Consider the following 13809-nt stretch of genomic DNA (forward strand, 5'->3'; position numbering starts at 1 on the left):
TGAACGTCTGGTCATCAGTGAAGCAAGTGTAGCGTCAACCACCGGCGTCGACGTATCTGTCCAGACGCTGCACGGGAAAATGGCGCGGCCGGAATCGACCGCGCCGAGGGAGGTTACTTCAAATCGATAAAAGGCAGCGCGCTGTTCGGCAGCATGGTGGTGGGCAACTCACCGTTCCAGCGCTCGGCCTTGGTCAGCTCCACCAGGTTCTGGTTGCTGGCCAGCGCCTGGGCGCGGGCCTTGATCGCCTCGGCTTCAGCCTTGCCACGCAGTTCCGTTGCCAGGGCATCGGCCTTGGCCTGGGCCACTTGCGAATCGGCTTCCGCCTGGGCCTGGGTCACCCGAATCTGCGCCTGGACCTGTTCGGTGGCGAGCTGCTGCTCACGGGTCTTGACCTGGACCTCGGCGGCCATGCGCGCTTCGATGGCCTTTTCGTAGGCATCGCTGAAATCGATGTTTTCAACCTGGACGCTGTCGATGATCACCGGCCCGGTAATCGTCGATTTGATCGCAGCGGAGATATCGTTGACCAGTTGGACGCGGTTCTGCACGGCGGCCACGGCGTTGAACTTGCCGAACACATTCTCCACCTGCGTCGGCACCTGCCGGCTGATCATCCGGTCGCGGATGCCTTCCAGATCCTTGAACTGGGTATAGACCTTCGCCACGTCGGAAGGCGCGATGTGCCACGACACCGACACTTTGAGCTCGGCCGATTGCTGGTCTTTGCTGTAGGCCTGCAAGTCGTCGTAGGAGGTTACCTGGCTCTGCGTGCTGATCAGGCGTACCGATTCGATAAATGGCGTCTTGAACGACAGCCCCGGCTCAACCACCCCGACCAGCGCGCCATTGCGCAGAAGCACGCCGCGCTCGGTTTCATCAACCGTGTACCAACTTCCGAAGAACACGCATAACAGGACCACGCCGACAATTGCAGCAGCGATCGAACCGATTGTTTTACGGGGCACTTTACTTTCCTTGAGTAGGCTAGGGGATGGCATGCACTGTTTCCTTTGTGAAGACCGTCACTGTTTTTTCAAACGCCAGACACGAAAAAGCCCTGACAAGTCAGGGCTTTAACGTTAGAAGATGGCGGAGGCGATGGGATTCGAACTCATGGACCTGTTACAGTCGACGGTTTTCAAGACCGTTGCCTTAAACCACTCGGCCACACCTCCGTATTGCGTTGCGGGCGCCATAATACCCGAATGAAACACACTGTCAAACTCTCCACGTAGCTTGTTACAGAGCGTCTGTTATGATCCTTGCCACTGAATGTTTCAAAACCGGAGGAGTGTCGCCATGCGCGAACAGGATTACGCAGTGAACAACAGCGTGCAGGCTGAGCAGCTAGAAGTTAGCCGCGTCCTGCGCAACACTTATGGCCTGCTGGCACTCACGCTCGCTTTCAGCGGTGTGATGGCCTTCGTCGCACAACAGATGCGCGTCGGTTACCCGAACATCTTTGTCGTGCTGATCGGTTTCTACGGCCTGTTTTTCCTTACCAACAAGCTCCGCGATTCGGCCTGGGGCCTGGTTTCGGCCTTCGCCCTGACCGGGTTCATGGGGTTCCTGCTCGGCCCGATCCTCAACCGTTACCTGGGCATGCAGGGCGGCGCAGAAGTGGTCAGTTCGGCCTTCGCAATGACCGCGTTGGTGTTCGGTGGCCTGTCGGCGTACGTACTGATCTCTCGCAAGGACATGAGCTTCCTGAGTGGTTTCATCACCGCCGGTTTCTTCGTGTTGCTGGGTGCGGTGGTGGCTAGCTTCTTCTTCCAGATCAGCGGCCTGCAACTGGCGATCAGCGCCGGCTTCGTGCTGTTCTCGTCGGTCTGCATCCTGTACCAGACCAGCGCCATCATCCATGGCGGCGAGCGTAACTACATCATGGCGACCATCAGCCTGTATGTGTCGATCTACAACCTGTTTGTCAGCTTGCTGCAGCTGTTTGGGTTGATGGGACGTGATGACTGATATTGCCGGAATGTCCGGCTTGAGCTGTTGATTTGAGAAAAGGCGCTTTTCCTGAAGGAAAGGCGCCTTTTTTTGTCTGGGGCTTGCACCAGGTCGGCGTCCATCAACAGCCCTCAACCCATCGGAGGCAACCGCCGCTTCACCGGCGTCTTCTTGACAATAGCCGTATTGGTTTCCGCAAGAACATTCAACTTATCCAACAAAACATCCAACTGTTCCATCGACCGCACATGCAGCCGCGCGATGAAACAATCCTCGCCAGTCACCTTGTCGCATTCAGTGAACTCGCCAATGGCCTGGATCTGCCGCTCCACCTCTTGCAACTGCCCTGGCAATGGGCGAATGCGCACGATGGCCTGGAGTTGATAACCAAAACACTTCGGATCGACTTCAACGGTATAGCCCCTGAGCACGCCACGCTCCTCGAGTCTACGCAGGCGTTCGGCAACGCTGGGGGACGACAGGCCGCTCAGGTTCGCCAAAGCCTTGAGCGAGCGTCGGGAATCTTCCATCAGCGCCTTGATGAGGATCTGGTCGATGTCGTCGGTCATAACGGCTCCGTTAGGTAAATGGTCAAAATGGCCTTTATAAAAAAGGTCAAAAACCAGTTTAGCCTTTTTCAGGCCATGGAGAAGCGGCCCGGCGGCTCGGCATACTGTAGCCACTTACCGAAGGAGCCTGAAGATGGACAAGACCCTACGCCGCGGTTCGCTCGAAATGACCGCCGCCATGCTGATTTCCGGAACCATAGGTTGGTTTGTACTGGTGGCGGGCCTGCCCGTACTGGATGTGGTGTTCTGGCGTTGCGTATTTGGCGCCGTCACGCTGCTGCTGATTTGCGCGGGATTTGGTTTCCTGCGTCGGGATGTGCTGACGCGCACAACGTTCCTGCTGGCGGTACTCAGCGGCGTGGCAATCGTGGGCAATTGGGTATTGCTGTTCGCTTCCTATTCCCGCGCTTCGATTGCGATCGGTACGGCGGTGTACAACGTCCAACCGTTCATGCTGGTCGGGCTGGCGGCGTTGTTCCTGGGCGAAAAGATCACCGCGCAAAAGCTCTTCTGGCTCGCGGTTTCGTTCCTTGGGATGCTGGCGATCGTCAGCGCCCATGGCGAACAAGGGCAGGGTGGCGAGGACTATCTGGCGGGCATCGCCCTGGCGTTGGGTGCGGCTTTGCTGTACGCCATTGCGGCGTTGATCATCAAGCGGCTCAGCGGCACGCCACCCCATTTGATCGCGCTGATCCAGGTCAGCACCGGGATACTGCTGTTGGCGCCATGGGCGAATCTCTCGACGTTGCCGCAGCAACCCGAGGCCTGGGCCAGCCTGCTGACCCTCGGCATGATTCACACCGGTATCATGTACGTGCTGCTATACAGCGCGATCCAGCGGTTGCCGACAGCCGTGACCGGCGCGTTGTCCTTTATCTATCCGATCGCGGCGATCTTCGTCGACTGGTTCGCCTTCGGTCCTCGCCTCGAACCGCTTCAGTGGCTGGGGGTGGCGGCGATCCTGCTGGCTGCTGCCGGCATGCAACAGGGCTGGGGCGTCAAATGGCGGCGCCCGGCCCTGTCGTAACCAGCGAGCGGTCTCAGAAAATGTAGTCGGTGGTCAGGAAATTCGAATCCCGCTCACGGATGATGTCGCTGATAAGCGCCTTGTTGCTCTCCTGGAATTTGGTTGCCACCAGCGTACGGATCGAAAAAGTGCGTAGCGCATCATGGACCGACAATGTGCCTTCGGCGGAATTTTTCCGGCCGTTGAAAGGGAAGGTGTCTGGGCCGCGCTGGCACTGGGCGTTGATGTTGATGCGCCCGACCTGGTTGGCGAAGGTGTCCACCAGCTTGCCGACTTCAGCTGGGTGGGTGCCGAAGATACTCAGTTGCTGGCCGAAGTCGGATTCGAGCACGTAATCGACCACGGTGTTCAGGTCACGGTACGGCACGATGGGCACGACGGGGCCGAACTGTTCTTCGTGATACACACGCATCGCTGTGTTCACCGGGTATAGAACCGCCGGATAGAAGAACGAAGCCCGGGATTCGCCACCGTGCTGGTTCATCACCCCCGCACCCTTGGCGATGGCATCGGCCACCAGGGCGTGCAAATAATCGACCTTGCCGGCTTCGGGCAGTGGCGTCAGCGCCACGCCATCTTCCCAAGGCATGCCGGGTTTCAGCGCGGCGAGTTTGGCATTGAATTTCTCGATGAACGCCGGGGCGACGTCTTCATGAACGAACAGGATCTTCAGAGCCGTGCACCGCTGCCCATTGAAAGAAAGCGAACCGGTGAGCGCTTCGCTGACGGCATTGTCCAGGTCGACATCGCGTAACACCAGGCCGGGGTTTTTTGCATCCAGCCCCAGGGCGGCGCGCAGGCGATGCGGGCGCGGGTGGAGTTTCTTGAGGTCGCTGGCAGCCTTGTTGGTGCCGATGAAGGCAAATATGTCGATCTTGCCGCTGGCCATCAGTGCGCTGACGGTCTCTCGGCCGCTGCCGTAGATCACATTGATGACGCCCGCAGGAAAGCTGTCGCGAAAGGCTTCCAGCAGCGGACGTATCAGCAGCACGCCGAGCTTGGCCGGCTTGAAGACCACGGTGTTGCCCATGATCAGCGCGGGAATCAGCGTGGTGAAGGTTTCGTTCAGCGGATAGTTGTACGGGCCCATGCAGAGGGCGACGCCGAGGGGCACGCGGCGGATCTGCCCCAGCGTGTCCTGTTCCAGCTCGAAGCGGCTGGAACGACGGTCCAGCTCCTTGAGGGCGTTGATAGTGTCGACGATATAGTCGCAGGTCCGGTCGAATTCCTTTTGGGAGTCCTTGAGATTTTTGCCGATTTCCCACATCAGCAGCTTGACCACTGCTTCACGTCGTTCACGCATGCGCGCCAGGAAACTCTCGACATGGCGGATGCGTTCGGCGACGCGCATCGTCGGCCATGTGCCTTGGCCGCGATCGTAGGCCCGGACGGCGGCGTCAAGCGCGGTGAGCGCCGTCTCGGCGTCCAGCAGCGGCGTGCTGCCGAGGATCACTTGTTCATCGCCGTTCGGGCCGGCCAGGTAAACCGGGCTGCGCACGGTGGCCAGTGGTCCTTGCCAGGTTCTCAAGACGCCATCGACCAGGTATTCCCGTTGTTCGACGGGATCACCGAGACGGTAGGCCTCTGGGATATCCGCGGCGCTGGGAAATAAATGGGAGAGCAGGGTGGCGGTGGTCATATCGTTACTCCATCAATGAAATGAGCCATGGGCTGACAGTCTGCGGCGCTTCTAGCGTTATACGCCTTAATGAAGGTGATTTCGAAGTGGCAAGGGCGTGCGGCTGTCCTGCCTACGCCCCTGCCACCATTGCGTTGAATGCATGAAGCCGGTGTTTACCAACGCATCCGCACGCCCAGGCTGGCGATGACGCCGTTGAGGTCGTTGTCGTCGACGTCACTGCTGTAGTCGGCGCTGACATACAGGCTCACCACTGGGGTGACCCGGGCAACCAGGCCCAGGCCGACTTCGACGGTCGAAGATTTGCGGCTGCTGCTGATCTTGTCGACTTTGTCCAGGGTGACGGTGTCGGCGCTCTGGACCGTGTGCCACAGGTTGGTGCGCACGTACGGCTCGACGCCCAGGCCGTTGACTTGGTAGGCCCCTTTGAGCCGGGCGCCGACGCGACCGCTCCAAGTGCTCAGTTCGCTGCTGTCGCCATTTTCGCCGTTCGGCGTATCAAGGCTGATGCGCTGGTTGATCAACTGCGCCTGGGGTTCGACCACCCAGTTTTCGCTGATGCCGATGGGGAAGCCGCCTTCGACCGACAGCGTGACGGCGCTGCCCTCGGTGGCTTGACGCTGACCCTGTTCGTTCAAGCTGAAACCGTTGACCCGCCCCCCGCTGGCACTCAGGTCCACGTGCCAGCCCGCGGGGCCGGTCAGGCTCCAGTAGGCTCCAAGATTCTGCCCCTCCAGGCTCAGGGTTTCCTGGCCCGGCTTGGCGAGAGCCGGCGCGACCAGCATTGCGCTGCCATTGGCTGTGATCCGGCTCTGGCCGCTGATCAAACCGACGCGCTGGGTATGGCCATTGTTGTTGCGAAGCGTGAAGAGCGCGGGACTTTTGCCCGACGCGGGGTCGTTGCCCGTTGGGTGGTCGGCGGGTGTTCGGTCGTACCAGGGGGCAGTGAGAGGGTCTTCCAGTTCGGCCAGCACTTGCATCGACGAACACAGCAACAGGGAGGTCGAGACGGTGCAGAGGGTGGTTTTGAGTTCCTGCGGGCGGGGGGAAGTTTTCATGGGGGTCTGCCTTGCAATCGCATGCATTTCTCGCTTAGGGCGTCTCTCCTACCCCGAATGAGGGGCGACCGAATGGATGAGGCAAACCTCTGGCGACCCGCGATGGCGGGGTTCCAGAGGCCTGCCCCTGACTGTGTTTCCGGGGGTAGTACGTTGTATTCAAGAAGACCAAAGCGGTTGCGTCAAGAAATTGGCCGACAAATGGCATAGTGAAATCAGGGAGCGCTAACCCAATGATTTTACGCGGATAAAAACGATCCTATTTAGGCGTCAATTCATCGTCGTCTGCGCCTCACCAACTGATTCTCACACCCACATTGCCCGCCACGCCGCGTTGCTGGTTGCTGTCCAGGTTATTGCTGTAGTCCACGCCGGCATAGGCGCTGACGCTAGACGCCAGGCTCACGACCAAGCCAACGCCCAGGTCCGCCGTGGAGGCGCGTTGTTCGGTCTCGATCCGTTGGGTGTCGTTGAATGTCACCGTGTCGGTGCCGGAAAAGGTGTGCCAGATATTGGCTCGCAGATAGGGCTCCACCGGCAAGCCGCTGACTTGATAGCTGCCCTTGAGCCGGGCGCCTAGGCGGCCAGTCCAGGCGCTGTCGGAGTCGAATTTGACCTTTGAAATCCCATCGTCCTGGCTGTCCAGGCTGATCTTCTGATGGATGATCTGGGCCTGGGGTTCAAAGACCCAGTCGCGAGCTACCGCAAACGGATAGCCGGCCTCCGCCGATAGGGTCAAGGCGTGCCCGCGATTGTCGATTTTGACGCCACGTTCGGAGCGGTTATCGCCATTCAGGCGGGTGCCCATGACCACCGCATCGACGTAGCCACCCGAGCGGTCGATGAGGGTCCAGTAAAGGCCATAGCTGTCGCCATCGAGCTCGATCTTGCCAGCGCGCCGGCCTTCGAACCCGAGGTTGAAGCCGTCAACGTTGCCGTTCAGTTCGGTGTGGCCGACAAAAAAACCGATACGCTGGGTCCGATCGTCGGACGTCGGGGCGGCGTACAAGTCGTGGCCGACCTGGAAACCCTTGATGGAACCGTCGAACCGGGGCGTTACCGTGCCGGCCCAGGTTTGATCGAGGTCCTTGCCGTAGGCCCGGCCCCAACCCGCGCCGAACGCGCCGGTTTCCGACAGCAGGCGCTGGTCGCCTTGCCGATCGTGAAACGTACCCAGGGCCATCAGCGTCAATTGCGCGGCGGCTGGGGGCAGTACTGACCAGGTAGGGACTTCGGGGCGGTACAAGGGAATCGGCGCAGCGCCCGGCACGGCGGCCGGCAGCGGCGGCAGCGTCGGGCTGGGCGCTGCGACCGGGCCCGCCACTACCGTGGAGCGCAGGTACCAGTTGTTGGCGTTGCCGGCCACGCCGCCCTTGAACAGGCGATAGTCGAATGCACCGGCCGAGACGGATTGCGCCAGTGAAAAGGCGCTGCTGTCACTGACGGCTCCGCTCTGGGCCTGGACCAGTTCGATGCCGTCCTGGGTAGTCAGGCCGCCGGCTCCACCCAGATTCGTGACGGTGATAGCGGTGCCGCCTGTCAGGGTGCCACCGTTGACCACCAGTTTGTCACTGGGCGAATCATCGGCCCCAAGCACCGTTTGCAGGCGTAGCTGGCCGCCATTGCCGGCGTAATTGCCTTGCACGGTGAGGGTGTCGTTGGTGCGGGTGTTGCCGTCGGCGAGATCAATTGCTCCGGCATTGTTGAGCGTGCTCATCTGGCCTGAAGTAAACGGCGCGATGACGCCTTGGGTCGAGGTCAATACGCTGCTGCTGTCGATGTTGAACACACCCGTGCCGGTGACGTTGTCGCCCAGCAGCAGCGTGTCGCCCAAGTCCAGGCGCGAGCCTTGGGTCAGGCTGACGGTTTCCCAGTTGTCATAGCGGGCTCCGGTACTGGACGTGCTGCCCTCGAAGGTCAGGTTGTCCTGGCCCAAGCCTCCGTCCAGGCTGGGCGTGGGGGCGAGTCCCGCCTCGGTGAGATTCTGCAACAGAGCGGCGTCGGTGCCGTCGCCCATCAGGATGGCTGAGCGGATGGTGCCGCCGCTCCATTGGAATCGATCGTCGCCGGCACTGGTCCGGACCTCGCCGCCGATTTCCCCGCCACTGACGGTCACGCTGTCGTTGCCACCGCTGACGCTGACATTACCGCCGATGCGTCCTTCGGACAGGATGATGGTGTCCCTGCCGAAGCCAGTGACGAGGTTGCCGATGATTTCCCCACCTGACATGTCGAAGACGTTGTCATCGAGCTTCATGTCGACCCTGCCGATGGTGCCGCCGGTCATCTGGGCGATGTCGCCATCTTCGAACGCGTCGACGATGGTGCCGCCAGTCATCAGGAACGTATCGAGGCCATCGCCTTGGGAGATCGATAGAATCCGGCCGCCATTCATTTCAAACGCGTCGGCTTGCGAGCCTTGCTCGACGTCGCCATCGATCACACCGTTGGCGTTGATTTCGATGCGGTCGGTTCCGGCATCGAACACGACGTCACCCTGAACGAGGCCACTGCCTGAGACCGTCAGGTTGTTGTTGCCCGACAGATCCGTAAGCCCGGTTGCACTCGTGCCACTGTCGCACACGTAAGTATCGTCGCCTGCCGTGGGTGACAATGTGCAAGCCGCCATCGCTGATGAGGCAGGAAGCAGGAACGGAGCCGCTACCCACAAGGCGTTGAACAGACGATTGAGATGCCGATCGCGCCGAATCATGTGCTATCCCTCTGCATGGGCATCCATGGCATGCCTGTTTCAGCATGGGTTGCACGACAGATGGCACACAGGACCCGGCAACGCTCGCTGTATGGAAAGGCACGCTAGCAACGAATCAAAGGCGTCGCTACTGTCAGATCTTACAGGTCGGTTTACCCGGATCAGGGGCTACAGATGCACTTCCACCGCCAACGGCAGGTGATCGCTCAAGTGCGTCCAGGGCTTGTTCCCGAGGATCTGCGGGGCGTGGCTGGTGGCGTTGCGCAGGTAAATGCGGTCCAGGCGTAGCAGGGGGAAGCGGGCGGGGTAGGTCCGGGCAGGACGCCCGTGATGGTGTTCAAAGGCCTCGTGCAGGTACTGGCGACGGGCAAGCGTGGTGTTGCCGCGCAATTGCCAATCGTTGAAATCCCCGGCGATGATCACCGGAGCGTCCTCGGGGAGAGAGTCAAGCAATTTGCAGAGCAGCTTGAGCTGCAATTGGCGATGGCTTTCCAGCAGGCTCAGGTGCACGCAGATCCCGTGGACTTCGGCATGGCCCGGCACGTCTAGCACACAATGCAGTAACCCGCGCCGTTCGGGACCGGTGATTGACACGTCGAGGTTGCGGAACTGGCGGATCGGGTATTTGGAAAGCAGCGCGTTGCCGTGATGTCCGTCGGGGTACACCGCGTTCCGGCCGTAGGCGAAGTCGCTCCACATGCTGTCGGCGAGAAATTCGTATTGCGAGGTCTGGGGCCAGTTGTCGTAGCGCAGGGCATGTCGATCATGTTCACCAAGCACCTCCTGAAGGAAAACCAGGTCGGCACCTGTGGCGCGCACCGCTTCGCGCAGCTCCGGCAAAATGAAACGACGATTGAGGGCTGTAAAGCCTTTATGGGTATTCACCGTGAGAACACGCAGTCGATGAATCGCCGCGGGTGCGTCCAGCGGCACTGATTCTTCGACCCGCCAGTGGGGATCGCGAGTCACGTTCACTCCTGAGTCAGACGTCTCTGTTCATGCGACTCATGGCGACTGCGGCAGTTCCGGAATTCTTGCCGGACAAAACTCCAAGGCGAAAAATGTGGGGGCGAGCCTGCTCGCGATAGCAGTAGGTCAGCTTGACGAAATATTGGCTGGGCCGCTATCGCGAGCAAGCTCGCTCCCACAGGGCTGGAGGTCAGATAAATACAATTTCGTACGGCATGCCCATGCGATCGAGAATGACCCTCGGCACCAGCGGTGCGATGCCGTTGGTGGGCTCGCTGCCGAGCTGGCTGGCATAGGCGTGCATGGCGTGACGCTTGCGGGCGGTGGTCCACACGTCCAGCCGTAATTTGCGCGCCCGATGCCAGGGGATCCTGTTCTGCTCACGAACCGGCCAGTGCCAGGCCCATACGGGCAGTTCGTTGAACACCGCTCCGACGGTTTCAGCGGCCAAGGCTCCAGCGCGGCCGACCGTGTCGTGGTCGCTGTCGCCGTCCAGGCGCCAAGTGCTGAACACCACGTCGCCAGGTTTGAGGTAATGGCCGATGAACGCGGTCAGTTGGGCTTCATGTTCGGCGAGGCCCTTTTCCGGGAACCCTCCGCGCACCCACTGCAGGCCATTGGAAGGCACGCCCAGGCGATGCAGGGCGTCCACGCTCTCCTGGGGATGCGGGCGAAACGTGCGCAGCCGCTCATCGGACCACAGTGGCGAGCCCGGATGGCTCAGGCTGCCGTCGGTGACCGAGATCAGCAACATCGGTTGGCCCAGGTTGCTCAACAACTGGAGCAACCCACCGCAGGCGCCGACTTCGTCGCCAGGGTGCGGGGCAAGGATGACCGCGCGGGCGCCCGCAGGTATGAGTGTCTGGGTGCTGATGATCGGAATATCGGCCAGTTGCGGCGCGCTGTTCCAGATTTGCGGGTGATGCCGGCCTTGCAACCGAGAGGCAGGTTTCATGAGATACGTCCTTGTCGTGTCCAATCGTTCAGTCACGCATCGGGCCAGCCGCCCAATGTCGCCCCTTGGGAGCGATGACTGTGATTCGCGATGTTCCGAGTCCTGGAATCGACCGCAGGCGAAGTATTGACCATGCCAGCGGATTCGTCGCGTCAGAATGTGTATCTGAACCGGTTTTTTTTGTTCGAACTGTGTTGCGCGTGCAGCAGGGCGCGTCCTTGCGCCAGCCGACTCGGGGAAGGTCCCTTATTCCTCTTCTTCGCGTTGAAGCTCGAACAGCAGCAGTGAGCGCCCGGTCACGGAATATTCGAAATCAAAATCGAAACGCTCCTGGCCACGCACCGCGGGTTGGTTGGTGTCCACCATGCAGGTCCAGAAACTCCCTTCGGGCACCTCTGGCAGGCGGAAGTTGACGATGTCGTGGTGCGCGTTGACCACCAGCAACAATGTCGCGTCGCCGCCCTTGCGGCGGATGCCGGTCTCCTGTGCGCGGCCGTCCATCAACATGCCGAGGCAACGGCCTTGGCCATCCTGCCATTGTTCGACGGTCATCTCGCTTGCGTCGGGGGCCAGCCAGGTCACATCCTTTACGCCGATGTCCTCGTTGTAATTGCCGACCAGGAATCGACCGCGTCGCAGGATCGGGTAGGACATGCGCAGTTTGATCAAGCGCTTGACGAACTTCAGCAACGCCTGGCCATCAGCGCTCAGGTCCCAGTTGACCCAGCCGATTTCGCTGTCCTGGCAGTAGGCATTGTTGTTGCCGTGCTGGGTTCGGGCGAACTCGTCGCCAGCGACAATCATTGGTGTGCCTTGGGCCAGGAGCAGGGTGGCGAAGAAGTTGCGCATCTGCCGATGACGCAGCTCATTGATCTCGGGATCATCCGTCGGGCCTTCGACGCCATGGTTCCAGGACAGGTTGTTGTTGCTGCCGTCCTGGTTGTTCTCGTCGTTGGCTTCGTTGTGCTTGTCGTTGTAGGAGACCAGGTCGTGCAACGTGAAGCCGTCGTGGGCCGTGACGAAGTTGACCGAGGCGTACGGCCGTCGGCCACGCTGGTTGAACATCTCGCCCGAGGCGGTCATGCGGCTGGCGAAGTCGGCCAGTTGGCCATCGTCGCCTTTCCAGAAGGCGCGCACGGTGTCGCGGAATTTGTCATTCCACTCGACCCAACCTGGCGGGAAGCGTCCGACCTGATAGCCGCCGGGGCCGCAGTCCCAGGGCTCGGCGATCATTTTTACCTGGCGCAGTACCGGGTCCTGGCGACAGGCGACGAGGAAACTGTGGCGTTCGTCGAAGCCGTCGTGATACCGGCCCAGAATGGTCGCCAGGTCGAAGCGGAAGCCGTCCACGTGCATTTCCGTGGCCCAGTAGCGCAACGAGTCGGTGACCATTTGCAGCACGCAGGGATGACTCAGGTCCAGTGTATTGCCGGTGCCCGAATCGTTGATGTAGTAGCGCTTGTCGTCGGGCATCAGCCGGTAGTACGACGCGTTGTCGATGCCTCGCATGGACAACGTCGGCCCCTGTTCATTGCCCTCGGCGGTGTGGTTGTAGACCACATCGAGGATGACCTCCAGATTGGCCTCGTGCATGTGCGCGACCATTTCCTTGAACTCGGCAATCTTGCCGCTGGCCAGGTAGCGCGGATCCGGGGCAAAGAAGGCGATGCTGTTGTAGCCCCAGTAGTTGGTCATGCCCTTTTGCAGCAGGTGCTGGTCGTTGACGAACGCGTGGATGGGCAGCAATTCCACAGACGACACGCCCAGCTTGCGAATGTGTTCCAGGACATCGTCGACCATCAGGCCAGCGAACGTACCACGCAGGTTCTCCGGCACCGAGGGATGGCGCATGGAGATGCCGCGCACGTGAGTTTCATACAAGATGGTCCTGTCCCACGGCACGCTGACCCGATGATCGCGGCCCCAGGTATGGGCCGGGTCGATGACCTTGGACTTGGGCACGAATGGCGCGCTGTCACGCTCATCGAAACTGAGATCGCCATCGGGATGGCCAATGGTGTAGCCGAACAGGGCTTCCGACCATTTCAGCTCGCCCACCAGTTGCTTGGCGTAGGGGTCGATGAGCAGCTTGTTGGGGTTGAAGCGGTGGCCGTTCTCGGGGTCGTACGGACCGTAGACGCGGTAGCCATAAATCAGCCCCGGATGTGCGTCCGGTAGATAGCCGTGGTAGATCTCATCGGTGTATTCCGGCAGTTCGATACGCTCGAGTTCCACCTCGCCTGTGTCGTCGAAGATGCACAGTTCGACCTTGGTGGCGTTGGCCGAGAACAACGCGAAATTGACCCCCAGGCCATCCCAGGTCGCGCCGAGTGGAAACGGCAGCCCTTCACGTATCCGCGAAGCCTCGATAACGGGCGGCGGCGTGGTATTTTTCGGACGGGTCATAGTTGCTCCTGCAAAAGACAGATACGGTGGTGCGCTGCACGCAGGGCTGCGTGCTTTGCGCTTGTGGCGAGAAGACAAGTCTGCACGCCACAAGCAGGCCTCTTCGTTGAAAGAAGCACTGGCTTGGGAACGATGAGTTCGCGGATTCAGACCGCCGGGGGCTTGCGCGTGGCGCGTGGCTTTTTAGCGCTAGCCTTGTCGGCGGGCGGGACCATTGCCGCGGTGGCTGCCGAAGGCTTGGTCGCGGGCTTGGCCTTGGGCGCGGTGCTCTTGGCGGCGGCCTTGGCGACGGTGGCCTTGGCGGCAGCAGCCGGCTTGGTGCCGTCAGTCTTGCTGGCCGCGGATTTGCTCGGTGCTTTCGGTGGTTTGCTTGGCGCCAGGGCTTCGGCCTCCGCCAGCTTGCGTGCCATTTCCCAATGGCGCTCTTCTTGCCCGGCAGGCTTACCTTCCGACTCCCAGATCTGATAGGCGAATTCACGAATGCGTTTATCGTCGGTACTCATCGCAGTGCTCCTGA

Annotated in this window: 11 protein-coding genes and 1 tRNA gene; 2 read left to right on the forward strand and 10 right to left on the reverse strand. The window is 60.8% G+C overall.

Going from position 1 to position 13809, the window contains the following annotated elements; all coding sequences use genetic code 11:
• Positions 1–113: 113 nt before the first annotated feature.
• Both DOCECA_RS08165 and DOCECA_RS08170 read right to left on the reverse strand, forming a co-directional pair.
• Complete coding sequence (locus DOCECA_RS08165; protein WP_420766794.1) at positions 114–968, reverse strand: prohibitin family protein; 855 nt, start codon at positions 966–968, stop codon at positions 114–116.
• Between the two features lie 122 nt (positions 969–1090).
• Positions 1091–1178 (reverse strand) — tRNA-Ser (locus tag DOCECA_RS08170).
• Positions 1179–1302: 124 nt separating this feature from the next.
• Here DOCECA_RS08170 and DOCECA_RS08175 point away from each other — a divergent pair.
• Positions 1303–1974 carry a Bax inhibitor-1/YccA family protein gene (locus tag DOCECA_RS08175; RefSeq protein WP_039588756.1) on the forward strand — a complete coding sequence of 224 codons (672 nt, stop codon included), beginning with the start codon at positions 1303–1305 and terminating at the stop codon, positions 1972–1974.
• 113 nt (positions 1975–2087) lie between these two features.
• Here the strand turns inward: DOCECA_RS08175 and DOCECA_RS08180 are convergent, their stop codons facing one another.
• A complete protein-coding gene (locus DOCECA_RS08180; protein ID WP_420766795.1) occupies positions 2088–2525 on the reverse strand; it encodes an Lrp/AsnC family transcriptional regulator in 438 nt (145 codons plus the stop codon).
• A gap of 133 nt (positions 2526–2658) precedes the next feature.
• Between DOCECA_RS08180 and DOCECA_RS08185 the strand changes: the two genes are divergently transcribed.
• Positions 2659–3552: a DMT family transporter gene (locus DOCECA_RS08185; RefSeq protein ID WP_445571725.1), complete on the forward strand. Its 894-nt coding sequence runs from the start codon at positions 2659–2661 to the stop codon at positions 3550–3552.
• Between the two features lie 13 nt (positions 3553–3565).
• Here the strand turns inward: DOCECA_RS08185 and DOCECA_RS08190 are convergent, their stop codons facing one another.
• The 7 genes from DOCECA_RS08190 to DOCECA_RS08220 form a co-directional block, all read right to left on the reverse strand.
• Positions 3566–5191, reverse strand: coding sequence for an NADP-dependent glyceraldehyde-3-phosphate dehydrogenase (locus DOCECA_RS08190; protein ID WP_420766797.1), 1626 nt, complete (start codon positions 5189–5191; stop codon positions 3566–3568).
• A gap of 155 nt (positions 5192–5346) precedes the next feature.
• Positions 5347–6249 carry an autotransporter domain-containing protein gene (locus DOCECA_RS08195; protein ID WP_420766798.1) on the reverse strand — a complete coding sequence of 301 codons (903 nt, stop codon included), beginning with the start codon at positions 6247–6249 and terminating at the stop codon, positions 5347–5349.
• A 292-nt stretch (positions 6250–6541) separates the two neighbouring features.
• Positions 6542–8962 carry an autotransporter family protein gene (locus DOCECA_RS08200; RefSeq protein WP_445571726.1) on the reverse strand — a complete coding sequence of 807 codons (2421 nt, stop codon included), beginning with the start codon at positions 8960–8962 and terminating at the stop codon, positions 6542–6544.
• A 168-nt stretch (positions 8963–9130) separates the two neighbouring features.
• Entirely contained in the window at positions 9131–9931 is an 801-nt protein-coding gene (locus tag DOCECA_RS08205) for an endonuclease/exonuclease/phosphatase family protein (protein ID WP_420766800.1), read from the reverse strand.
• A gap of 190 nt (positions 9932–10121) precedes the next feature.
• On the reverse strand, positions 10122–10886 hold the full coding sequence (locus DOCECA_RS08210) for a PIG-L deacetylase family protein (protein ID WP_434563848.1): 765 nt from the start codon (positions 10884–10886) through the stop codon (positions 10122–10124).
• 246 nt (positions 10887–11132) lie between these two features.
• The gene (glgX, locus tag DOCECA_RS08215) at positions 11133–13292 is read right to left on the reverse strand and encodes a glycogen debranching protein GlgX (RefSeq protein WP_445571727.1); all 2160 of its coding nucleotides are present in this window, start codon (positions 13290–13292) and stop codon (positions 11133–11135) included.
• A 146-nt stretch (positions 13293–13438) separates the two neighbouring features.
• The gene (locus DOCECA_RS08220) at positions 13439–13795 is read right to left on the reverse strand and encodes a DUF2934 domain-containing protein (protein WP_420766803.1); all 357 of its coding nucleotides are present in this window, start codon (positions 13793–13795) and stop codon (positions 13439–13441) included.
• Positions 13796–13809: the final 14 nt, after the last annotated feature.

Source organism: Pseudomonas sp. E102 (assembly GCF_052660185.1).